Genomic DNA, 20,851 nt, shown 5'->3' on the forward strand with positions numbered 1-20,851 from the left:
GTGAGCTTGTGACTAGAGACCTCAAGCTTCGCAGGGAACGGCGTGTTTCACGTATCCGGCCAGGTCAGAGCGCCCACACATACGGCAGGAGAGCCCTTTTTCGCAGGGCCCAGCGCAGCTGGGCCGGAGGTCTTGTCGACACCAGACCATCCGCCGGAGTCCGGCGAGCGAGGGGAGCCCATCATGTATGAGCTACATGTCCGATCCGCCCACATCGACACCTCCGGGTCGATCTCCGAGGAGAACTACCTGTCGTTCCTGAAGAAGATCGGGCTCGTCGAGAACGCCGAGCAGGAGCGCGAGCGTCTCGCGCAGGCCCCGGAGGGCTCGAAGGCTCATGCGCTGTCGCAATTGCCGATCACCATCGAAGGCTGGCCCGAAGACCTCGTCATCGAGCTGCCGTGGGCCGAGATGGGCCTGTACGACGAGCCGCACCGCGTCGTCGTCGTGCCATTCAAGTACCACGCCGACTCCCGCCCCGAGGGCGAGGAGGACACTGCGCCGCTGCCTCGCCGCCGGCACTCCGGCTGGTGGGACTGCATCGTCGTCGCCAGCACCCACCCGAGCTACCCCGTCGGCGGCCACCGGCTGTCGATCCCCGGAGCTGAGCTGGCTCGCGGCAAGAAGATCGACATCTTCGAGCTGCAGCGTGATGCAACCGGCCCCGTGCCGTTCTGATCCCTGCCCAGCCCACTGGAAATCGAGGAGCGCCGCATCATGACCAACCGCACCTACAAGATCGTGCCCGTAGAGGCAAAACCGACCGAGACGAAGATCAGGGAACTCCGTGAGTTCCTCGCCGCCAACGTCGACGTCGCGATCGTCGACAACGACCCGCAGAAGGCCGCCGTCTTCCAGCAGCACCTCGACCTGGTCGAGCTGCTCGTCGAACACTCCAGAGATCGGATCTGACCATGCCCGAGCCGATGTTCCGCGATGACCTCGCGTTCCTGTCGAACTACCACGCAGAGCCGTTCCACGTCCCGATCCTCGGCGAGACTGTGGGCTCCGGTGAGCACGCGTTCAACGCGCTGAAGACGCTCGACCCTGACGAGCGCGCGCACGTGCTCGCCGCCCCGACGCCGGGGGAGTCCAAGAAGCGCGGCCGCCGGGTCACGCTCCGTCCTGACTGGGACACCGGCGGGCGTGTGCTCGCGATGCAGACCGTGCTGCGGGCGAAGTTCGCGCCGCACACCCCGATGGCTCAGAAGCTCGTCGCGACCGGTGCACTCCGTCTCGTCGAGACGAACCACTGGCACGACCAGTTCTGGGGCGACTGCACCTGCCCGCGTCACGCCGGCGTGCCCGGCACAAACATGCTCGGCGAGCTCCTCATGGCGCTGCGCAGCATGAACCACACTCCGCCCACCCAAGCATCCTGACACGACATCGACGGGGTGATCTCACCAGGACTCAGATCAGACGTCCACCTAGTAGTGCTTGGTCAGGTCGGTGTTGGGGTGGGTATGTCGCGGTGGCAGGTGGGGCTTCGCCCTCTACCACGCCAGCGGTGACCGCTACGAGGACTCCCTGCTGCCCAGCGGCAGCGCCACGGGTACCCCTGCAGACGCACTCGACTGCGCCTGCAGCCTCTACCTCACCGATCTAAACGTCTGAAGGCGTCCTACGGCCACGCAAGCAGGCGGAATGATCCGCCGAGTTCGCGTGCCATCTCGTCAGCGAAGCGCCTTCATCATCACCCGTTCCCTGGTCACACCATCGGCCAAAAGGTCTCCGAGCTCTTCCGCGATGATGAAGCCGTTTCGCTGATACAGCGCGATGGCCGACTCGTTGCCCGGGATCACCGCGAGTTTCAGCGTCGCAGCACCCGACTGCAGGGCCCACCTTTCGACTGCCGCTATCAACCGGTCTCCGACGCCGCGCCCCCGCGCCTGGGGACTGACCCACACCGACCTCAGCTCGCATACGCCGCTGTCTCCAGGAAGGCCGCTGGCCAACGCGACCGTTCGCCCACCCAGCAACGCAACGATGTTGTAGGCGTCGGGCATCTCCAAGCGCTCACGCCACCGCTCCTCTCCGCCGCTGTGCCAGTCCGCAAGCCGAGCCTTGAACGCCTGCGGTGCCTCGCCCAGCGCGGCAAGGCGAACCTCCCGCCACAACGACCAGTCGCTTTTCGTGAGAACGCGCAGCTGCACCATGCCGAGGAGTCTGCCGCGACGCCCGCGGAGAAGTCCACGACATCAACCTCGACGCCACTCGGCCTTCGGAAAGACTCATAGGCGATCCGGCAAGTCGGGACACCAGGCACCACACCGACTCTGCAGTCAGCCCCCGAAGGACTTCCGAAGGCGACCACTAAGCGGTGAGCATGTCCGGTCTGATGTCGTTGACGTGTCAGAAACAACCGCCGATCGTCGGCAGAGAGAGACCGTCATGTCCCAGCATCCCGTCCCCATCGATCTCGAGACCACCGGACTGCACCCGGCCGACGACGCGATCCTCGAATTCGCCATGCTCCTGGTCGACCGCGACCTCAAGCTGATCTCCTCCTTCGGATCCCGCGTTGTGCATGCATCCGAGGCGAAGCTCGCCCGGATGAACGACTACGTCCGGGAGATGCACACCTCGAACGGACTGCTAGACGAGGTGCGCGCGTCGTCGCTCACTCTCGCCGACGTCGACGAGGAGGCCGCCACCTGGCTCTTCGGGCAGGGAGTAGGAACGCCCTCCGGCGAGCCGGGCATCATCCTGGGCTCCAGTTGCCGCCTCGACCTGTACATGATCGAGCTGCAGATGCCGAAGCTGGCCAGCCTGCTCTCGCACCGGATGATCGACGTCTCCGGCTTCCGCGAGACCCTGGCGCTCTACGCGCCAGAGGTCGAGCTACCCAAGGCCGCGAACAAGACCGCAGCGCCGTTCGGCGCGCACCGCGCGCTCTCGGACATCGGCCAGACCCTGATCGAGGCCCACCAGCAGCGGGCCGCCGTATGCCACCAGTTGCAATCGCAGGACGATTCGTCCTCGTCGCACAGCTGATCCCGCGCAGCACAGCGTCTCCCCGCCGGAGTTCCAGCACGGACTCACACCGGCGCATCTCGACACCATCCACGACCTCGTGAGGAGGCTGCCTTGACCGGCCGACTGCCCTCTTCCGAGGCCCTGCCGCGGATCCATGGCGAGATCATCTTCGCCACGCCGCACGGATCGCGGCTCTACGGGTTCCAGACCGATAGCAGCGACGAGGACTGGCTCATCGTCACGGACTCCCGCCGTCCTCGCGCCAGCCACACCGTGCGAGACGGGCTCGACGTCGTCCAGATCGGCTGGACCGCGTTCCTCGAACACGTCCTGGCCGGCTCGCACCAGAGCGTCGAGGCTGCTTTCTCGCATCGCAAGCTCTGGCGCGATGCTCGCTTCCGCTCGCACCTCGACACACTGCTGGTCGCCGGTGACGATGTCGCGCGCAAGTACCGCCGCACCATCAAGGCGTTCTGCTTTGGGGACTTCAAACGCCGTCGGCACGCCGTGCGCCTCGCCCAGAACCTCTCAGACTTGCGCCGCTACGGGCGGTTCAACCCCGAGATGACCCAGCGCGAGGCGGCATTCGCAGGCACTCTCGCCGAGAACCTCGCCGGCAATGCGCTGGCGGGCATCCTGCTCGCCGAGTTCTGACAAGGAGGTACGAACCTCATAGGCCGCAGACCACGGCTACGACACGTACACCTGGGCAGTCCAGGACCTCGAAAGCGTGAAGGCCGCCCTTGCACAGCCCTGACCCCGGCGTCTGGAGCTTCTCGCTCCGGTGTCGGGGTCTCTTCTTTGCCGCAGGCAGATGAAGCAGAGCGCGCTGCGAGGCAGCGCCGGGAGACCTTCGACTACTGATCTCTGAACCGATGAGGGGTGACCGCCATGAGCGTCCTGTCCACCGTCTTCCCGCGCGTTCCTCTCAAGCAGATGGACCTGGCCATGCTGGTGTTCGAACTCGACCGCGAGACGCAGCGCGTGATGCCCGTGTCGTCCGAACTGATCACCTCGGCCGCCACGATGGCGTCGTACCTGCACAGGAACCAGGCGCGCTTCGTCCGCGGCGGCCTGCCCCGGGTGCCGTACATCGAGCACCCACTGCGGGTGGCGCTCCGGCTCATCCGCTGGGGCGTCCGCGATCCGTTCCTGGTCGCCGCCGCCCTGCTGCACGACGTCGTCGAAGACTGCGCCGACGAGCTGATCGCGATGTTCGGCCGGCCCGGCGACAGCCCGGTCCAGTGTCTGTCCCGGCTCTACGGCCCGGTGCTGGCCGGGTACGTCATGCGGGTCACCAACCCGGCCGAGGGTGATGCTGTTACGGGCGCAGAGGCCTACCAGACTCATGTCACCGAGCTGGCGTGGTCGGGGTCCGCGGCCGTGCTGATCAAGGCCAGCGACCTGAAGGACAACGCCGGTTCGATCCGGCACCAGTTCGGCCACGGCAAGGACGACCGCATGCTCCGGATGCTCGGCAAGTACCTCCCGGTCGTGCGGGAGGTCGCGACGGCACTGAGCACCGTCAGCCTCCCGGACCAGCCCGGCATCGTTCGGGCGGCCGCCGCGGCGGACATGCACGAGCTCGCGAAGAACCTCGACGCCCTGGCGGCCGAGCACGACGTCGCCCGGACCTGAGAATGATCACGACCCCGCCGTACGGAGCGCTGTGCTCTGTGCGGCGGGGTCTTTCTCTTCCAGCCGGAGACAACCAGATCGACACAGCCGATCCGGATTCGCCGCTGAAGAACACGTCGCCGCTGGAAAACACCACTTACGACCTGACGAGGAGATCGCCATGAGCACGAACACCCAGAACCTCGCGGGCATCCGGTGCCCGGAATGCCTCAGCGAGACCGCCTTCGTCGTGCAGATGACGATGAACGTCGTCATGTTCGACGACGGGATCGGCTTCATGAGCTGCACGCAGCCGGAGAACGACCATTTCCCGGGTCGTGTCATCGACGACGAGGACGGCTTCATGGACGAAGACCCGATCCAGTGCTACGAGCGCCGGGGCGGCTGCGGCCACCGCGGCACCGTCGGCGAGTTCCGGGTGCCCGAGCCGGAGCAGGCGGTCCGATGAGCGGGCGCACCCGGCGAGTCAAGACCGGACCTGCCCGCTGGGCAACAAAGGAGCAGAACGCATGACCTACCCCGAAACCGCCCGCGCGTTCACCCGCGCAGAGCGCAACCTCCCCGCCCCCTCGCCCGAGCACCTCCCCCTGTCCGAATGGGCCGAGACCCGCCGCGACACCATGACCCCGGCCACCATCGCCGCGAATCACGCACTGCACGTCCAGGGTTGCGCCGAGGAACTGCGCCAAGCGCTGGACGAGGTGGACGAGTGGAAGCAGCCGAGGACGCCGATCTATCGAGCCGCCCGCGAACCGCTCGCGGCAATCGGAGAGGGGGAGTGATGCCCACTGGTGCAGACATCGACCGGAAGATCCCCGCTGCACTGGTGGGGCTCGCCGAAGAGGCCCTGCGCAGCGGCGGCATCGACGAGGTCTTTCTCGGCTTCGAGGGCCTGGGTGCGGACTTTCCCGCTCCCATCGGATGGATCATGCATCTGCACCGCGTCGAGGAGGTGCTGCTGGCGCAGGCCGGGCTGCCGGATGAAGGCAACCACCTCATGGTGAGCGCCCAGGTCGGCAACGGACCGACGGCGTTCGTCGGCATCGGCCAGGACTATCTCGATGCGGAGGGGATCCAGCAGTGGATCGCCCGTCCGCGACCGGAAGAGGCGGAAGCCCCGCTCGGTGACCTCGGGGATGCCGACCTGCTGATCACCGCCGTGCGCAACGGCTGGAGCATCACCCGGAAGCTCGACCGGTATGTCGAGTCGGCGCGTTGCGGATACACCTTCCACGCGCTGAACAACGGGTACGCCGTCGAAGGTTCCACGTCGCATCACAGCACCGGGGCCCCGGTCTCCCGGCAGCTCCACCTCTCCCGGCCCGCGCTCCCCGCCGCGCCCTGGAGCCACGCACTGGCGGGTGCGACGCGCGTGCCCCCTCAGGACGTGATCACCGAGATCAGCCGGCGCGCGCCCTGGTACGCGGACGTCGCCTACTTCGACGAAGTGGCCGATGAGTGGGTGGTCTGATCGCAGGCGAGAACGCCGCGCCCAGATCAACCACGATCCGCACACGCTGGCCGCGCCCATCAAGGCCGGGTTGATCGGCGGCACGTACCACCATGAACCGAGGGAGCAGAACGCATGACCATGGCACAGGACGCACGAAACGATATGACCGATTCTGTGGTCCAGCCCGTCAAGCAGCACAACCCGACAAACACGCTCCTTGCCCACTTCCGCCAGATCGACGACGGACGCGGCGAGTATGCCGAATGGCTCCGCGACTTCGATCAGAACCCCGAGTTCTGGCGGCGTCAGGCTGGTGTCGGACTCTTCGCAGGGATCACGGTCGGCTACACGTCCGACGAAATCGACCACGCCCGCCGCGTCCTGGAACGCCTCGCGAGACTCGCACGAGCCGCCGCACCCTGACCCGCGACGCGTCGCGCCCTGGTACGCGGACGTCGCCTACTTCGACGAGGCGGCCGATGAGTGGGTGGTCTGATCCAGCGCGCACCCGCGAGCCCCGGCCCACGGCCGCAAAAGGCGCGGCCGCGGCGTGAAGGCCACAACAGCGAATTGAGAGGTGAGAGGTGAGAGGTGACAGCAACGATGACAACGAGCACGAACACCCAGAAGGCCACGCTCTCGCCACTCTGTCAGGTCGCGCACCCGCTGGCGTACCCGCTGCCGTCGTGCTCCCACCGTGACAGCGGCTACTACTGCGAGAACCCCGAGCCCGGTCACGGGGACCAGCATTGGACCTCCGAGCACACCATCCGTCACGTGAGCTACGGCGACGGCTACGCCTGCGAGGCGGTCTGATCCGCCGTCTCTGCCTTCGGCGTCTTCCCGCCCCCGCGCTCGCCTTCCTGTCCGTGCGCCCGGCCCCATCGCGTGCGCACACTGATGAGACCTCCCCACGCAGCCCTGTGCTGCGCCGGGGAGGTCTCTTTTTTCGTCTCGGCCCGAGCCGTTCAGTCCGGCGAGAGATAGACGGCGAAGCCGGACTCGCCGAGGACGAGTCCGCCGAGCAGGAGGACCAGTGCCGAGGCACCGATGACCAGCACGGCGAAGACCGCGGGCCGGTCCTCGTACAGCCGCTTGAGCCGAGCGACCACACCCCGTGGCTTCTTTTCGGTCTCATGCTGGTCCTTCTCGGGGCTGTTATGGGTCTCGTCGTGGTCGGTCATGGTGCTGTTTCCTTCCGGGGGCTGTTCGTGGGCTGTTGCTGGTTGGTCGCTGGGCTGTTGCTGGTCTCGTGCGAGCCTGATGGGGTCTGGTGCGGGTCGTTCTGGTCAGGTGCTGGTCTTTCCGTGGTCTCTGAGTGGTCTGGTCGAGGGCTGTCACAGGCCAGATGAGAGTGGCACCACGAGGTCGCCGACCATGAGCACCACGCTCATCGACAGCAGCGCGAAGCCGAGCTGTAGGCGACCGGCAGCTGCCGGGCGACGTTGACGTGACCGGGGTCGGGACGCGCAGCAGCCGGGCCAGCCGTCGCCGTGCGCCCTCCCACGCGGCCCCTGCGATGTGGCCGCCGTCGAGCGGCAGCAGTGGGATCAGGTTGAACACCCCGATGAAGAGGTTGAACGAGCCGACGACCATGCCCAACAGCGCAGCCTTGCCGCCGACGTCGAGACCCGCGGCCCGGGATGCCGCGACTTCTCCCGCCAGGCGGGACCCGCCGATGACGGACATGGGCCCGTCCTGCCTGCGCTGCTCCTGCCCGGTGATGGCCAGGGCGACGTTCAGCACACGGCCCGGAAGATCGACGACGGAGGACACCGCGTGCGCGGTCATCTCGCCCATGTGCAGCAGGGTGGAGAACGGGTCGAGGCGGGTCACCACCTCGTGCGACTCGGGCCGGACGCCGAGGAAGCCGACGAGCCGGCGCTGGGCCGTGCCTTCGGCGGAGAGGTCGCGCTCCATGGCCACCGTGTGGGCCTGCTGCAGAACGACCCGTTCGCCGTCGCGGATCACCTCCAGGGCCATCGCGCCGTCGAGGTTGCCGTGGATGCGGTCCGAGAGCTGGTCCCAGCTGCTGACCCGCTGGCCGTTGAACGAGACGATCTCGTCTCCGGGCTCCAGGCCCGCGGCCCGGGCGGGGGAGAGCGCGTCGCCCTCCTGGCACACAGTCCTGTTCTCCGACTCGGGGATCACGCAGTCGGAGACTTAGCTGACGACGGTGGAGCCCGTCGGTGCTGTCTCGTGGATGCCGTACAGGCCGAACACCGCGCAGAAGCAGGCGAACGCGATCGCGATGTTCACGGCGGGCCCGGCGAGCATGACGAGGATCTTCTTCGTCGGCGGGAGCTTGCAGAACAGCCGGTCGGCGTCGCCGGGTTCGACAAGCTCGAACTCCGCGGCCCGGGTCTGCGACACCATCTGCGCGAACAGGCCCGTGTTGGATTTACGCAGCCGGAGCATCGGTTTCTGCCCGGCGGCCTGACCGGTCCCCTCTGCCGGGGACACCGCCGCGGCCTCCAGGCTGCTCATCGCCGTGTCCCCTGCCGGCGCAGACTCTGCTGCCTGGCCTGCCTGGCGCTGCCCCTGCTCAGGCACAGCCTCGCCGACGGCGAGGCTGTGCTCCCGGTCGGTCTCCGGCGGGAACATCCCGATGATCTTCACGTAGCCGCCGAGCGGGATCAGCTTGATGCCGTACTCGGTGTCGCCCTTCGTACGCGACCAGACGGTCGGCCCGAAGCCGACCATGTAATGGCTCACCCGGCAGCCGAACTTCTTCGCGTAGGAGAGGTGCCCGAGCTCGTGCAGAGCGATCGAGACGAACAGCGCCACGAGGAAGATCAGCACGCCGAGGACGTACAGCAGAACGGTCATCATGCGAAGGACGCCCCGGTGTTGGTCTTGTGCTCGGAGACTGGCTGCTCGAAGCGCGACGGAGCGCGCTTCAGCTCCGCCAGCCGAGCAATGTGCTCAGCGCTCGGTGCTATCGGCTGAACGGGCAGCTGCACGCCGATGACGTCCATGCCCGCGGACAGCTCGGCAGAGGAGCGCTCGAGGTACTCGGCGACGCGCTCACGACGTCGGGCGACCTCGGCCGCGTCGATGAGGGGGATCTCGGGGAACCGCCTGCCCAGGTAGCCGAAGTGATCCAGGTCGGTCTGGGCGCTGTCGATGAGACGCCGGCCTTCCTCGATGCGCGGCCGCATCTTCTCGTTGTGGGGGTTCCACTGCGAGACGACGCCCTCGTAGGCCGTGATCTGCTCGCCGAGCGCCACGGTCGCCTGGTCGAAGCGATCCGTGGTCGCGGGCTCGGGCGTGACGGGCTCTGAAGGGAGAGCCACCGGGAGGTGCGCGCCGCTGACCGACTGCTCCGAGACGACCATCGTCGCCTCGGAACCCACCTGCTTGCCCTCCTGGTCGTACCAGAAGCCGTTCGCACCCCGGACGCTGGAGTTCATCCGCTCGGTGAGCGCGACGTTGTGCGCCACCAGAGGCTGGAAGTCGTCGCGGAGGACGTAGTCCGTGCCGTACTCGCCTTCGACCTGGTCTTTGTACGCGGGGTGTTCAGAATTGCGCAGCACCGTCACGTGATCGCCCGGAGCCAGAGCCGCGACGGGCTTGCGCAGCGTCGTCAGGGCGCGCTGCATCTCGGGGGCCGGGACAACGACCATGTTCCGGCTCGTGCCGGCGTCGAGAACGAGGTCTTGCCCGGCGGCCTGCGCGGCGAAGCCGTCTTCGAAGTACTCGTCCACGCGGTAGCAGCGCTGCGTGAAGGTCGGCATGCCGATGTCGGCGTGCATGACCTCGCCGAAGAGTCCGCCGCGCTCGTCGTGGCCCACGCCGAGCCAGCCCTTCCGAGGATGGAGCGACGCCTCATCGCGGCCCTCCATGACGGTGACCTCGATGACCTGCTCGACCTGCCGCCCGCTCATCGCCGCGCCTCCGCGTCGCGCTGCTCACGCCAAGCCCGGTACTCCGCCAGCTGCCGCTCCGCGACGGTCGCAGGCATGTGGGCGGCCGTCGCGTCGTCGAGCGCCTGGGCCAGGGGGGAGACGCTGCTCAGATCCTCGGCCAGGGAATCGATCGTGCTGTCGAGTTCGTCGTCGAACATGCTCCTGAGTCGCCGTGCCATGGTCTCTCCTGTTCCTCTTCGGGCATTCGTCGCGCTGATCGACAAGACGACGAAAACCTCTCATATGCTTCTATCCTGGCATGTTGAGAGGCGAATCGAATAGATTCTGTGGCTCCTGTCGAATCGTTCTTTTTTTGAGGAGACCCCGCCGGTGAGCATGTGCTCATCGGCGGGGTCTTCTCGTTCCGGAATTCCGGAATCGCACTCGCCTGCGCGGACATGACGGTCTGATCCTGCGTCGAGAGTGCCGGGACGCCTGCCTCGGTCAGCAGCCCTTCCAGCCGCCCGCCGTCGATGCGGCCGACGTAGCGCAGCTCGCGTTCGATCGGCTCACGGACGTCGCCGTCGGCATTGCGCAGAGCATCGGCGACGGCGAGCGCGGCTTCGCGGATGATCTCGTCCCGAGTGAAACCCGCTGGAGCCTCCGCCGTCGCGTCGTTCACGATTGCCCAATCGAGCACCGCGTGGTCCTGGTGCAGCGCGTCGCCCGCAATCGAGAGCGCGCAGGCGGCGACCATGCGCTCGCGCCAGGTGTCGGGACGCGACGAGAAGTAGCTGTAGTTCACGTGGCCGATGCCGCCCGGGGGCAGCGTGATGCTGTGCACCGGGATTCCCGACGACCGTGTGACGACGGCCTGCGCGACGAGCTCACGGGCCCGCGAAGTGGCGTTGCGCCACTCGGCGTACTCGGTCGACCCGTACAGCGTCCGCACGCTGAACCGCCTGACGCCGCGGCCGGCGTGCCAGGCATGGGACAGCACGGCGACGATCCAGGCGATCGCAGCCACGAAGATCACCGGGCCCGCCGACGGCTCGACGATGTCGTCGACGGACTTCTCGGGCATGAGCGCCTGATACGCCGTCGCGATGATCACCAGCTGCGCCACGGAGGCGATGACCCCGACGAGAACCGCGATGAGCGTCGCCTTGACCAGCGCCCAGATGATGGCCAGCCCGTACACGCCCACATGGCGCAGCACGAACACCGTCTTCGGGTGCGCGCGGATCCATCCGGTGATGCGGGCGCTCAGCGCCGGTGTCGTCGAGTCCGTCATGCCCGGGCCTTCCTCTCGGCTGCACCGGTGGTCGAGCCGCCGGGGATCCTGCTCACCTGCAGCACCGGGACGTTCGCACACTGCCCGGCGACACAGAGCGCCACGAGCTCGACGACGTCGCTGGCCGAAGTGCGCCGCGGCAGGTCGTGGCCGTGGCTGTGGCTGTTCGTGCGGCCGGAGACCTGCCAGCGGTAGCCCTCGTCCACGGCGATGTGCACCGTCGGCGGAACCGTGCCCGTCTGCACGATGACCGCTTGCTGGCTCACGAACGCGCTCGGCGCGACATGTTCCGCGGGGATGCCCACGCTCAGGAACTCGTCACGCAGCGCCTCGGCCCGCTCAGGCGCTTCGGGCAGCATCACGAGCCGCGCTTTCGGTTCGTGCCATCGGTCAGCGCCAGGTTCTCGCGCGTGCGGTAGACCTCGTAGAGCGTCTCGCCGGCGGGGCCGACCTGGAGATAAGAAAACATCGCCTGGTCCAGGTCGACCAGCTCGGCGGCCACGAGCGCGAGCTGCGCTTCGAGCCAGGTCTTCATGACCCGCCAGGCGACGCGCTCGGCCTGCTCCAGGCTCGTGCGCTCGCTCTTCGAGCCGGTCTTGAGGCGGCCTACCTGCTCTTCCTTCTCCAGGAGCCGCTTCATGCGCCCGGCGTCGACCGGGAGCGAGAACGACCGCATGCCGTGGGGCGTCTCCAGCATGAAGTCGAGCGCCGCGGGCACGCCGCTCGTTCCGTAGTCGACCGAGATCCGGCGTGCGCCGTGGCGCGCCAGCAGAGCCTGCATCTCGGCGACGGTCTGCGTGGCGTCGATCCGCGTCGTGTAGTTGACGGGTGCGGCCATGATCAGCTCGCCTCCTTCACCGGTTCGCAGTCGCGGCGGATGTACGAGCCGTAGCTCACACCCCTGCCCCTGTAGTCCTCGCCCTCCCAGGCCCAGTCGTCCGAAGGTCCGTGGAGGCCCGCACGCTCGCGCACGATCCGGATGTGCCTGCCGTTCTTCTTCCTGCGCCAGACCTGGCCGACGCGGATCTCCTGCTCGTGCGCCATCACGCGCCTCCGTTCTTGCTCAGGGCATGGGTGCACCGCCGACCCCCTGAGGGCCGGCGGTGCACCCCTGCGTCAGGCCGCGGCACCACGCCCGCCCGACTCCTGCTCGGCGACAGCGCGCGCGGCGATGTACAGGCCCTCGCGGTTCAGGTGCCGTGAGTACGAGGCATCGAGGTAGAGCACCGGGACGTCACCGGCGATCGCCAGGAGCGCCGGGTAGAGCAGATCCTTGATCGGGCCCGAGCCGCCGCCGTAGACGTAGACGGCCTCGGTGCTCTCACCGGAGGCGGCGAGCACCTCGTCGAAGGACTGGCCGATCGCCTCGACGAGGTACTTGATGTCCGGCTCGACGAGGGCCTGCGCGCGCTGGTGGCGGCCGCGCTGCAACGCCGACGGGGTGCTCTGCAGGAAGTCCGCGAGCTGCTTGCGGCTGGTGAAGCGCAGGTCCGCCTCATCGAGGCGGTCCATGGCGTTGGCCAGCACCGTGCCGTAGCCCATGTCGAGCGTGGACGCCGCCTCCGGGTTGAACCGGCCGTCGGTGAAGACGGGGAAGTTGACCGTGCCCTCGCCGACGTCGATGCCGATCGTGTTCTTCACGGCGACCAGGTCGGCGGCCGTCACGCCCTCCAGCACCCCGGGCTCGCGCGAGCGCAGGTCCGCCAGCAGGGCCTCGGCCAGGGGCTCGCCCTTGTCGCCGATCGCGTACTGCGCGGACGCGCCCTCGGCGATGACCTGCACGTCGAGGATCTCGATGCGCACCGAGACCGGCGTCGAGAAGTTCTTGATCGTCACCAGGTGCACCGTCGGGTCGGCCGAGCCGAGGATCCCGGTGAACTCTGCGGCGTAAGCGTGGCGGCGCGCCACGAACTCCGAGATCGGCAGAGCGAGACCCAGGCGCGCCTTGACCCGCAGCTCGTGGTCCGGCAGCGCGCCGTGCTCGCGCACGTGGTCGCGCAGCGCCTTGGCCGCGAGCACGCCGAGCACGAGGATCTTGCTGAGGTTCTGGTCGGCCTTGCTGCCGTGGCCGTCGTGGACCTCGAACTCGGTGAACTTCGAGCCGCGCACCGACAGCGCCGAGCGGCCGAAGATCCTGCGGTCGCTGTCCCCGATGAGCGGCGTCGTCAGCGACGCGTCCAGGCGGTTGTAGAAGTCGAGGTCCGTGTCCGCCATGACCTCGGCGGCCGTCTGGTCATCGAGCGGCACCTTCGGCGACTGGCGGGGCGTGGCAATCACCGCGCTGGGCAGATCGACCTCGTCGACGGCCGCGGTGTTCTCGTTGCGGATGACGCCCTTGACGTACCCGTTGCCGACGTCGATCCCGCCGGTGAGGTGGATGGTGTCCGTGCTCATGCTGTTGCTTCCTTCGTTCGTGAACGTGTGTCAGGGGATCAGCAGCGGCGGATCAGCGGCGATTGCCGAAGATCGCGTCCATGTCCATGGGCCCGCCGCCCGACGACGGGGAACGGGATCCGGTGCTCGGGCCGCCAGCCTCGCGGGCCGACGTGGGGTTCCCCTCAGGAGCGGCCGCCGCCCGCCGGTCCGCTGCGTCGTCGCGATCCGAGGCGCGGGTTTCGGCTGCGCTGTTCTGGCTCGTCTCGCTGGTCTGGCTGGTCTGGTGCTCGACGGTGTGTTCGTCGGCGAGCGGGCTGCGCTGCTCGTCGGTGTCGGGCTCCGACCCGCTCTGCGGAGGCCGGCCGCGGCGCGGCAGCTGCTCGACGGGCCGGTTCACGACGTCGATATAGCCGTCGCGCTGGATCGACTCCCGGATCAGGAGCTGCAACGAGCGCGAGATGTCGTGCTGCAGATCGAGCCACTGGTTCGTCGACGTGTCCGCCTGCGGGACGCTCCAGCGCAGACGGCGCGGCTCAGGCTGCTTCGGCATGGTCCCCACCTCCTCCTCGCCGGGCGGCGGTGTGGACACCGGTGTGAATACGGACGCCTTCCGTCATCTCGGACCGACCCTCTCTTCCTGTCCTGCGTGTCTGCTCTCGTGTCTCGTGTCTGCTGGCCCACTCTTTTCGGAGTGGTCTCTCTGAGTCGTTTCTTTCTCGCTATCGTATGGCCTTTTGCTGGTCTCTCGCAAGGATTAAAGAAGACCACTGAAAGACCACTCAAAAAACGAGTCAGAGTCGCTGTCATAGGGCATCGGCCCGCAGTGGTCTCGTTGCCGCCCCCGGCAGGACCCGGAAGAGTCCAGCGCGCCAGAAGGCACGGGGCTCTTGCTGGTCTCGACCCGGACCGGCCCCAGGCCTGCCCCGGACAGGCACTGCGCCAGCGGAAGGCCACGGTCAACCCTGGGCTTCCGCTGGTCTGTTGGTAGGCCGAAGGGTCACAACCGGCAGCCCGGCAGGAGACCTTGAAGAGGCCACGCACACCACGGGTCTCGTCTCGGGCTCAGGCGGGACCAGCAAGAGCCCCGAGGCAGATCGATACGAGCCCCGAATCAAACCAGTGACCTCTCACGACGAAAGAAATAGCCTGTCTGGACTCACTCGCGCCTTTTCCTGGGCTTTTCCTGGTCTCGTATCGACCACACGCAGACGTGATCTGTCCATGCGGACACCACGATCAGTCCCGTGAATCCGGCCCCACTTGAGTGCCACCGAGTACTACCGAGTGCCGCCGAGCCGTGCTCCGGGCTTCCCAGGGGGACAGCGTGAACCGGCCCGTCGGGCAGCAGCACCCGACGCCGGCGAGCAGAGCCACCAGCGTGCGCAACGAGAGAAGAAGCGGCCGGGGGAGCGGAGAGCAGAACAGCCCCGCGCACAGCCGCTCGATGCGGAAGGAGCCTGTCCCGAAAACCTCGTGACGGCCTGTCAGCCGGTGACGGACAACACAACACGGCGCAGCGCAGTGCAGCACAACACGACACGAGCCGCGCGTGAGGGTCCGCCCGGGATCTTCTTTTTCCGATGCGCCCACGAGAGAGCGCCCCGGACGTCGCGCGGGCGCGACACCGAGCACAGCCCGGGGCTAGAACGGGTGCCCGGGTGCCCCCACGAGGAAACCGGAGAAGCACCCGCCTCGGGCGCCTGTACGAAATGCTGGCACGGCTACGCTGCGACGGAGGCAGCGCCCCGGCGACCCGGCGACACAGCACCGTACCGGAGCCAGAGACAGAGCCGGAACCAGCACAGCCAGCACGACGCGACGGTGCGAGAACGGCTGCCGCAACAAGTTGCCGCGACCACCTGCAGCAGTACCGCGACAACAGGGTTATCCACAGCCTGAGCGACACAGTCGCGGGAGAGGAGATCCGCCGTCGGCGGCGACGGCTGCGACGCCTGCGGCAGCATGCTGCGACGAGGTGCCGAGACCGGGCCGCTGCGCAGCCCGACGACAACGGGAGCAGACCCGTACCCCCTGCCTCGATCGTTCCTCACGAGGCGATGAAGCCCAGAGGTACGGCGTTGCCACGGACGGCAAAAGGGCAGTACCCCAAAAGTGTGCAGAGACCAGGAGAAACGACACGACCCGTACCCCCGCTGCGCGGGAAAGGGGGAGGGGTACGGGTCAAGAGGGTGCGAGCCGTTTCGCCTGATGTTCCAGGCCTCCGCTAACGCTCCAGCCGTGGAACGGAGTAATGGGACGGCAAGAAGGAAAAGGGCATAAGGGAACCTGGCAACAGCGGTCCTGCGGACCCTCGCTCCGCTCGGCCTCTCCGCTGCGCTCCGAGACGCTGTTGGTCGGCATAGCCGACAGGTTCCACCGCTCGCTCCGCTCGCACGGACCGTCGGTCGCTGGCGCTCCCTCCGGCCATGCCCAGCGCTGCGCTTGAGAGAGGAACACCCACCGCCGCGACGCCGCAGTTGTCCACAGGTGGCCAGCCCGCGGCCGAGAACGAGACGGCGGTGGATCGCCCGGCGCTGCGCGCCCGGCTCGTCCGAAGAAGCCGGCCCGGCGACCGGGTCGCTGCGCGACCCATCCAGAGCGGATCCAGAAGCGTGATCCACGGGCCGTCAGCCAGCGGAGCTGGCACGGGTGCGGAGCCGGACACCGGGCCCCCGCGGCCTCATGGAGGGGTCCGCGCTCGGTGCCCGACTGCCCGACATCTGCACCCGGAAGAACGAAGAGGCACTGCCATGACGCAGCGGAAGAACGAGACCCAGACCGAGTCCGCGTACGGACCACGGTCGAAGATCTCGCCCTACGACACCGGGGCGCGGTGCGAGCCGAAGCCCTGGATCCCCTACGGCACCACCGTGACCAAGGCAACCCCCGCCGAGGACTTCGGCAAGGTCGACTTCGAAGACGACCAAGGGAGCATCGTCTGCGTCATGCATGTGGAGCGGCGAGCCGACGGCGGCCACGTCATCCACGTGGATCCTCAGTGCTCTGACGACGAGATCAGCGTCGTGCTCCATCTCCGGTCCGGGGATGTCGGCCTGGGTGGTGTCGATGCCGACAAGCCAGCGGACGCCGTGCGGTGATCTGTCGCCCGCGACGAAGAATCAATGGCGGAATCATTTCCGGAAAGAGAGACCCAATGTGACCGGCCCGTACTCGCATGTCCTGCTGATCACCGGGGCGCGCACCTGGAACGAGGAGAACGCCATGCGCACCACGTTCAACACGGCCTGGCGCACCTGGGGACCCGAGACGGTCACCCGGCCGCTGCTGGTCTCCGGACACTGTCCCGACGGTGCGGACGCCATGGCCGAACGGCTCTGGCGAGGAGCCGGCTTCGAGGTGCAGGGAATGGCCGCCGACTGGGGCACGCATGGACGCAAGGCCGGACTCGTGCGCAACGTGCAGATGGTCGAGCTCGCGGTTTCGCTGCGCCAACAGGGCAGCAGAGTGCTGTGCGCCGCGTTCCTGGACCTGTGCCGGAAACCGGGCTGCCGGATGTCGCACCATCAGCAGCTCGCGCCCCGTGTCCCCGGGCACTTCTCACACGGCACGGTCCACTGCCGCGCCGAGGCGCTCTCCGTGGGGATCGAGACGGTCGACGTCTTCCCCTCCGGGCTGACGCTGACAGCCTGACTCCGGACGCACGAAGAGCCCTGCAGCCTCGTGCTGCGGGGCTCTTCATTTCTGAGCCGTTCCCGGCCGGAGAGATGATTCGAGACGGGGATCGAGAGGATGCCCAGAGGCACTCAGCCCCTGGCGGCTACTCGTCTTGCTCGATGCCGTGCGCCTCACGGTAGGCCTCCACGATTTTCTTCGGGAGCCTGCCGAAATCGGCGAATTCGAAACCCTGCTCCTTCCCCCAGGCCCGGATCCTGTCAGACGCGAGCAGATCGGAGACAGCCTCTGAGGCTTCCCTTTTCTTGCTCGCCTCGGCGTGCACATTGCCGTGAGCCTCGTCGTAGGCGTCCACGATGTGCTTCGGGATCATGCCGAACTCGGAGACGTCCAGGCCCTCCTCCTGGGCCCAGTCGCGGATCTTCACCCGCTCCTCAGGTGTTGTCTCACGAACATCCAGTTTTCTCGGCTTCCTCTTCGATTTCCGGCCCTTGCCCACATAGGGCTTCAGGATGTCCCGGAGCTTCGCCTTCTCCTTGTCGGTCAGATCGATCTCGTACCACTCACCCTCCAGTCCAAAGGTGACTGTGGCTGCGTCTCTCTCCCCAGTCAGGTCCGACTTGATCACGCTAACGAATTCAGTCGCCATACCTCGGAGGGTAGCTCATCTCGACACCTGTCGAGAAGCCTCTCAACACGACTCACCGACCTGCCTGTCGAGAGATACGCCGACACCTCGGAGATGCTGCTATATGAGCATGAAACGAAGATCGCAATGCTAGAATCGCAGTGCCAGTGGGTGTCCTTCTCGCCACTTGCTGAACCATCACCCACGCGATCGAGAGGTCCCCCAGCCATGACCACGCTTCAGACCGTTGGAGATCACCCGCTCACCGACGAGGGGATCGACCTCTTCGCCCTGATGTGCCAGCGCCGCGGCTGGACCGACGAGTACCTCCAGGCCATCGAGTCCGACGAGCACGACGAGCTCCTGGGCCTGGCCGAGATGGTCGAGGCCCTCGAAGACGCCCGTACCGCGGGCGCGAAGGTCACCATCGCTCCGGACTTCGACATGGACGGCATCTCGTCCGGAATCCTCGGCTACGCCGGGCTCTCCGAACTCGGCTTCGACGTCGAGCTGCACCTGCCCGACTACCGCCGGGGTCACGACCTCACCCCCGAGGACATCGACGAGATCGCCCAGCGCTTCCCCGACACCCGGGTCCTGCTCACCTGCGACGGCGGGGTGAACTCCCACCGCGGCATCGCCGCCGCACGGGCCCGGGGGTGGACCACGCTCGTCACAGATCACCACCAGGAGCTCGAACCCGGCTCCACCGCCGACATCACCGTCAACCCGTGCAGGATCGACGAGACCTACGCCCACCCCGGGATCTGCGGCGCGCACGTGCTCTACCAGGTTCTCGAGGCGTACACCCGTGTCCACCAGCCCGGCAAGCTCTGGGAAGTGCGCCTGCTCAGGCTCTTCGCCGGCCTGGGCACGGTCAGCGATGTGATGCCGGTGCTGTACGAGAACCGGCAGCTGGTGCGCGACTCGCTCTCCGTCGCACGGCTGCTGTACTCGCCCGCCCCCCGGACGATTCCGGTGCCCTGGGGCTTCGACCCCGACCCGGACGCGATCGACATCCAGAAGTCGACCCTGATGCAGGTTCTGAGCATCGACCCGAACCACCCCGTCTTCGTCCGGGCCTTCGACGGCTTCGCGACCTTGCTGAAGGCCTTCGGCCAGGCGGGCAAGGTCCGCGACATCGACAGCATCGACGAGGGCTTCTACGGCTTCTACGTCGCCCCGGCGATGAACAGCCCGCGCCGCACCGGCGATCCGCTCGCACCCTGCTTCGAGGTCTTCACCGCCCCCGACCAGGACACGATGCTGGAGGCCGCGCACAAGGTCATCGGATACAACGAGAAGCGCAAGCAGCTCATCGAGCTCCACCTGGCCGAACTCGACGAGGGCGACCAGCCGCTGGCCCCCTGGGTGTACTTCTCGGACGCCTACCCGGGCATGTACGGGCTGCTGGCCAACCGGATGATGGAGCGTCACGGACACCCGCTCGTCGTCGTCAACCGGCCCTCCGGTCCGGACGACTCCGTCAGCGGCTCCGGTCGCGCGCCGGCGTGGTTCGACATCATCGACGCGCTGGAGCCGTATGCCGGACTCCGGGCCATCGGCCACCAGCAGGCGTGCGGCGTGAAGGCCGACCGGGCCGAACTGCTCGACATGCTCGTCGACGCACTGCAGACCGGGACGCTGCTGCACGACACGACCGCCGCTGGCGAGTTCCGGGCCGACATCGTGCTCGGCCCGGACGCCGACTGCGACGCCGGACTCGACGACCTTCAGCCGCTGGCGGAGTTCGTCCGCCGGGTCGAGGGCCTGCGGCCCTTCGGTCACGGCTTCCCCGAGCCGGTCGTCCAGATCGCGCTGGAACCCCTCGGTCTGCGCGTGGACCGCATCGGCTCCGACGCCGACTGCGAACACGAGCGCACCGAGGCCAACATGATGACCAACGCCCGCGGCTACCGCGTCTGCCGCCTGTGCAAGAAGCACCTCAGGCTCATCACCCGCTCCGGGCTGTCGTGCCTGTGGTGGAACGTCGCCGAGGAGAAGGAGCCGGAGATCGCGCGGATCGTGAGATCCGCCAGCCGGACCCGGACGGGCACGCTGCGCTTCACCGCGAAGCTGCAGCTGAACACCTTCCGCGGCGAGGACCGCGTGCAGGCCGTCATCGAGGAGCAGATCACCGCATCTGCCTGACCCCGGAGGAGGAGCCGACATGGCGACTGCCCTGACCCAGACCCGGCTCTTCACGATCGTGTGGTGCGTCAGCCTGCCCGCCGCCGTCGTCACGGCCTACCTCGGCCTCGGCACAGCCGTCGTGACCGCGGTCGGCGAACCGGTCCTCGGGACCGCCGTGCTCGGCGTGGCCGTGACCGTGCTCGTCGGTGCGATGCGCCTGCTCCGGCCGCGCTGGACCGCGTACGAGCCCGGCCCTCTTCCGGGGTCGGGGACGCCCCGGTTCATGTGGCTCGTCCTCGGCGGGCTCGCCCTGGCGTTCCTCGCCAGCCAGGCCGCGGTGCTCTGGCTGTACTCGGTCGCCGGTTCCAACGGCTTCGACCAGTCCCAGGAAGCCAGACAGGCCGCCGAGCCCGCCACCGTACTGCTGCTCACGCTGGTCGTAGCGCCGGTCGCCGAGGAGATGCTCGTCCGGGGGCTGCTCTATCCGCTGCTGCGCCGCAGGACCGGAGTCATCGCCTCGGTGCTGGTCACCGCCGCGACCTTCAGTGTCCTGCACGGCAACGCCGTCCAGGCCGCTTCGACTCTGCCCCTGGCGGTGCTGCTGGCCCTGGTCTACGAGCGCACCCGCGCGCTCTGGCCCTGCGTCCTCGTGCACCTGGGCTTCAACCTCGCGGCGACGGCCGTTCCCGCCCCGGCCCTGGCGGGTTTCGCCAACCCGGTCTCCGCGATGCTGCTGACCGCTGCGTTTCTCGGGTGCGCACTCGTGCTCTACCAGAAGATCACCGGTCAGGACCGGCGACGGCGACGTGGCCCCCGGTCCTGACCGGGCCGGGGGAGAAGGTGAGACGGACGAGCCCCGGACCGCGTGA

At 67.8% G+C, this 20,851-nt stretch carries 30 protein-coding genes; 17 read left to right on the forward strand and 13 right to left on the reverse strand.

Going from position 1 to position 20,851, the window contains the following annotated elements; translation table 11 throughout:
- Nucleotides 1-183 precede the first annotated feature (183 nt).
- The 4 genes from ACIHCL_RS27110 to ACIHCL_RS27125 all read left to right on the forward strand — a co-directional run bounded on the left by ACIHCL_RS27110 (nt 184) and on the right by ACIHCL_RS27125 (nt 1,617).
- Complete coding sequence (locus tag ACIHCL_RS27110; protein ID WP_399865732.1) at nt 184-678, forward strand: hypothetical protein; 495 nt, start codon at nt 184-186, stop codon at nt 676-678.
- 39 nt (nt 679-717) lie between these two features.
- The gene (locus tag ACIHCL_RS27115) at nt 718-912 is read left to right on the forward strand and encodes a hypothetical protein (protein WP_399865733.1); all 195 of its coding nucleotides are present in this window, start codon (nt 718-720) and stop codon (nt 910-912) included.
- A gap of 2 nt (nt 913-914) precedes the next feature.
- The gene (locus ACIHCL_RS27120) at nt 915-1,382 is read left to right on the forward strand and encodes an NADAR family protein (protein ID WP_399865735.1); all 468 of its coding nucleotides are present in this window, start codon (nt 915-917) and stop codon (nt 1,380-1,382) included.
- Between the two features lie 73 nt (nt 1,383-1,455).
- Nucleotides 1,456-1,617, forward strand: coding sequence for a hypothetical protein (locus ACIHCL_RS27125; RefSeq protein WP_399865736.1), 162 nt, complete (start codon nt 1,456-1,458; stop codon nt 1,615-1,617).
- A gap of 59 nt (nt 1,618-1,676) precedes the next feature.
- Here ACIHCL_RS27125 and ACIHCL_RS27130 read toward each other — a convergent pair whose 3' ends face one another.
- Nucleotides 1,677-2,159, reverse strand: a complete 483-nt coding sequence (locus tag ACIHCL_RS27130) for a GNAT family N-acetyltransferase (RefSeq protein WP_399865739.1) — start codon at nt 2,157-2,159, stop codon at nt 1,677-1,679.
- A gap of 235 nt (nt 2,160-2,394) precedes the next feature.
- Between ACIHCL_RS27130 and orn the strand changes: the two genes are divergently transcribed.
- From orn to ACIHCL_RS27175, 9 genes are all read left to right on the forward strand, one after another.
- Nucleotides 2,395-2,997 (forward strand): oligoribonuclease, encoded by a 603-nt coding sequence (gene orn / locus ACIHCL_RS27135; RefSeq protein WP_399865742.1) that lies wholly within the window; start codon nt 2,395-2,397, stop codon nt 2,995-2,997.
- A 93-nt stretch (nt 2,998-3,090) separates the two neighbouring features.
- A complete protein-coding gene (locus ACIHCL_RS27140) occupies nt 3,091-3,633 on the forward strand; it encodes a hypothetical protein (RefSeq protein ID WP_399865744.1) in 543 nt (180 codons plus the stop codon).
- A 237-nt stretch (nt 3,634-3,870) separates the two neighbouring features.
- A complete protein-coding gene (locus ACIHCL_RS27145; protein WP_399865746.1) occupies nt 3,871-4,617 on the forward strand; it encodes a hypothetical protein in 747 nt (248 codons plus the stop codon).
- A 160-nt stretch (nt 4,618-4,777) separates the two neighbouring features.
- Entirely contained in the window at nt 4,778-5,065 is a 288-nt protein-coding gene (locus ACIHCL_RS27150; protein WP_399865748.1) for a hypothetical protein, read from the forward strand.
- 61 nt (nt 5,066-5,126) lie between these two features.
- Entirely contained in the window at nt 5,127-5,399 is a 273-nt protein-coding gene (locus ACIHCL_RS27155; RefSeq protein ID WP_399865751.1) for a hypothetical protein, read from the forward strand.
- Complete coding sequence (locus ACIHCL_RS27160; protein ID WP_399865753.1) at nt 5,399-6,088, forward strand: hypothetical protein; 690 nt, start codon at nt 5,399-5,401, stop codon at nt 6,086-6,088. Before ACIHCL_RS27155 ends, ACIHCL_RS27160 begins: the two co-directional genes overlap by 1 nt.
- Entirely contained in the window at nt 6,072-6,206 is a 135-nt protein-coding gene (locus tag ACIHCL_RS27165) for a hypothetical protein (RefSeq protein ID WP_399865755.1), read from the forward strand. Before ACIHCL_RS27160 ends, ACIHCL_RS27165 begins: the two co-directional genes overlap by 17 nt.
- Complete coding sequence (locus ACIHCL_RS27170) at nt 6,203-6,493, forward strand: hypothetical protein (protein ID WP_399865757.1); 291 nt, start codon at nt 6,203-6,205, stop codon at nt 6,491-6,493. The genes ACIHCL_RS27165 and ACIHCL_RS27170 overlap by 4 nt, the downstream gene beginning before the upstream one ends.
- Nucleotides 6,494-6,673: 180 nt before the next feature.
- Nucleotides 6,674-6,886, forward strand: coding sequence for a hypothetical protein (locus tag ACIHCL_RS27175; protein WP_399865759.1), 213 nt, complete (start codon nt 6,674-6,676; stop codon nt 6,884-6,886).
- Nucleotides 6,887-7,038: 152 nt separating this feature from the next.
- Here ACIHCL_RS27175 and ACIHCL_RS27180 read toward each other — a convergent pair whose 3' ends face one another.
- The 11 genes from ACIHCL_RS27180 to ACIHCL_RS27230 all read right to left on the reverse strand — a co-directional run bounded on the left by ACIHCL_RS27180 (nt 7,039) and on the right by ACIHCL_RS27230 (nt 14,138).
- Nucleotides 7,039-7,254, reverse strand: a complete 216-nt coding sequence (locus tag ACIHCL_RS27180; RefSeq protein WP_399865760.1) for a hypothetical protein — start codon at nt 7,252-7,254, stop codon at nt 7,039-7,041.
- The gene (locus ACIHCL_RS27185; protein ID WP_399865763.1) at nt 7,229-8,221 is read right to left on the reverse strand and encodes a PDZ domain-containing protein; all 993 of its coding nucleotides are present in this window, start codon (nt 8,219-8,221) and stop codon (nt 7,229-7,231) included. The genes ACIHCL_RS27180 and ACIHCL_RS27185 overlap by 26 nt, the downstream gene beginning before the upstream one ends.
- Before the next feature lie 12 nt (nt 8,222-8,233).
- Nucleotides 8,234-8,902, reverse strand: a complete 669-nt coding sequence (locus ACIHCL_RS27190) for a site-2 protease family protein (RefSeq protein WP_399865765.1) — start codon at nt 8,900-8,902, stop codon at nt 8,234-8,236.
- Nucleotides 8,899-9,957 carry a hypothetical protein gene (locus tag ACIHCL_RS27195; protein ID WP_399865766.1) on the reverse strand — a complete coding sequence of 353 codons (1,059 nt, stop codon included), beginning with the start codon at nt 9,955-9,957 and terminating at the stop codon, nt 8,899-8,901. The genes ACIHCL_RS27190 and ACIHCL_RS27195 overlap by 4 nt, the downstream gene beginning before the upstream one ends.
- Entirely contained in the window at nt 9,954-10,157 is a 204-nt protein-coding gene (locus ACIHCL_RS27200; protein WP_399865768.1) for a hypothetical protein, read from the reverse strand. The genes ACIHCL_RS27195 and ACIHCL_RS27200 overlap by 4 nt, the downstream gene beginning before the upstream one ends.
- Nucleotides 10,085-11,212 (reverse strand): hypothetical protein, encoded by a 1,128-nt coding sequence (locus ACIHCL_RS27205; RefSeq protein WP_399865770.1) that lies wholly within the window; start codon nt 11,210-11,212, stop codon nt 10,085-10,087. Before ACIHCL_RS27205 ends, ACIHCL_RS27200 begins: the two co-directional genes overlap by 73 nt.
- Nucleotides 11,209-11,574 (reverse strand): hypothetical protein, encoded by a 366-nt coding sequence (locus ACIHCL_RS27210; protein ID WP_399865772.1) that lies wholly within the window; start codon nt 11,572-11,574, stop codon nt 11,209-11,211. Before ACIHCL_RS27210 ends, ACIHCL_RS27205 begins: the two co-directional genes overlap by 4 nt.
- Nucleotides 11,571-12,050 (reverse strand): hypothetical protein, encoded by a 480-nt coding sequence (locus tag ACIHCL_RS27215; protein WP_399865773.1) that lies wholly within the window; start codon nt 12,048-12,050, stop codon nt 11,571-11,573. Before ACIHCL_RS27215 ends, ACIHCL_RS27210 begins: the two co-directional genes overlap by 4 nt.
- 2 nt (nt 12,051-12,052) lie before the next feature.
- A complete protein-coding gene (locus tag ACIHCL_RS27220; RefSeq protein ID WP_399865775.1) occupies nt 12,053-12,256 on the reverse strand; it encodes a hypothetical protein in 204 nt (67 codons plus the stop codon).
- A gap of 72 nt (nt 12,257-12,328) precedes the next feature.
- Nucleotides 12,329-13,606, reverse strand: coding sequence for a hypothetical protein (locus ACIHCL_RS27225; protein WP_399865777.1), 1,278 nt, complete (start codon nt 13,604-13,606; stop codon nt 12,329-12,331).
- Between the two features lie 52 nt (nt 13,607-13,658).
- On the reverse strand, nt 13,659-14,138 hold the full coding sequence (locus tag ACIHCL_RS27230) for a hypothetical protein (protein WP_399865779.1): 480 nt from the start codon (nt 14,136-14,138) through the stop codon (nt 13,659-13,661).
- A gap of 2,200 nt (nt 14,139-16,338) precedes the next feature.
- Between ACIHCL_RS27230 and ACIHCL_RS27235 the strand changes: the two genes are divergently transcribed.
- On the forward strand, nt 16,339-16,686 hold the full coding sequence (locus ACIHCL_RS27235) for a hypothetical protein (RefSeq protein ID WP_399865780.1): 348 nt from the start codon (nt 16,339-16,341) through the stop codon (nt 16,684-16,686).
- Between the two features lie 58 nt (nt 16,687-16,744).
- Complete coding sequence (locus ACIHCL_RS27240; protein WP_399865781.1) at nt 16,745-17,239, forward strand: SLOG family protein; 495 nt, start codon at nt 16,745-16,747, stop codon at nt 17,237-17,239.
- 127 nt (nt 17,240-17,366) lie between these two features.
- Here ACIHCL_RS27240 and ACIHCL_RS27245 read toward each other — a convergent pair whose 3' ends face one another.
- Nucleotides 17,367-17,870 carry an Lsr2 family protein gene (locus ACIHCL_RS27245; RefSeq protein ID WP_399865782.1) on the reverse strand — a complete coding sequence of 168 codons (504 nt, stop codon included), beginning with the start codon at nt 17,868-17,870 and terminating at the stop codon, nt 17,367-17,369.
- A gap of 207 nt (nt 17,871-18,077) precedes the next feature.
- Here ACIHCL_RS27245 and ACIHCL_RS27250 point away from each other — a divergent pair, with 207 nt between their 5' ends.
- Together ACIHCL_RS27250 and ACIHCL_RS27255 are read left to right on the forward strand one after the other, a co-directional pair.
- A complete protein-coding gene (locus ACIHCL_RS27250; protein WP_399865784.1) occupies nt 18,078-20,000 on the forward strand; it encodes a DHH family phosphoesterase in 1,923 nt (640 codons plus the stop codon).
- A 19-nt stretch (nt 20,001-20,019) separates the two neighbouring features.
- Nucleotides 20,020-20,805, forward strand: a complete 786-nt coding sequence (locus ACIHCL_RS27255; RefSeq protein ID WP_399865786.1) for a lysostaphin resistance A-like protein — start codon at nt 20,020-20,022, stop codon at nt 20,803-20,805.
- Nucleotides 20,806-20,851 lie beyond the last annotated feature (46 nt).

Origin of the sequence: Streptomyces sp. NPDC052042 (assembly GCF_044548345.1) — a bacterium.
Lineage (GTDB): Bacteria > Actinomycetota > Actinomycetes > Streptomycetales > Streptomycetaceae > Streptomyces.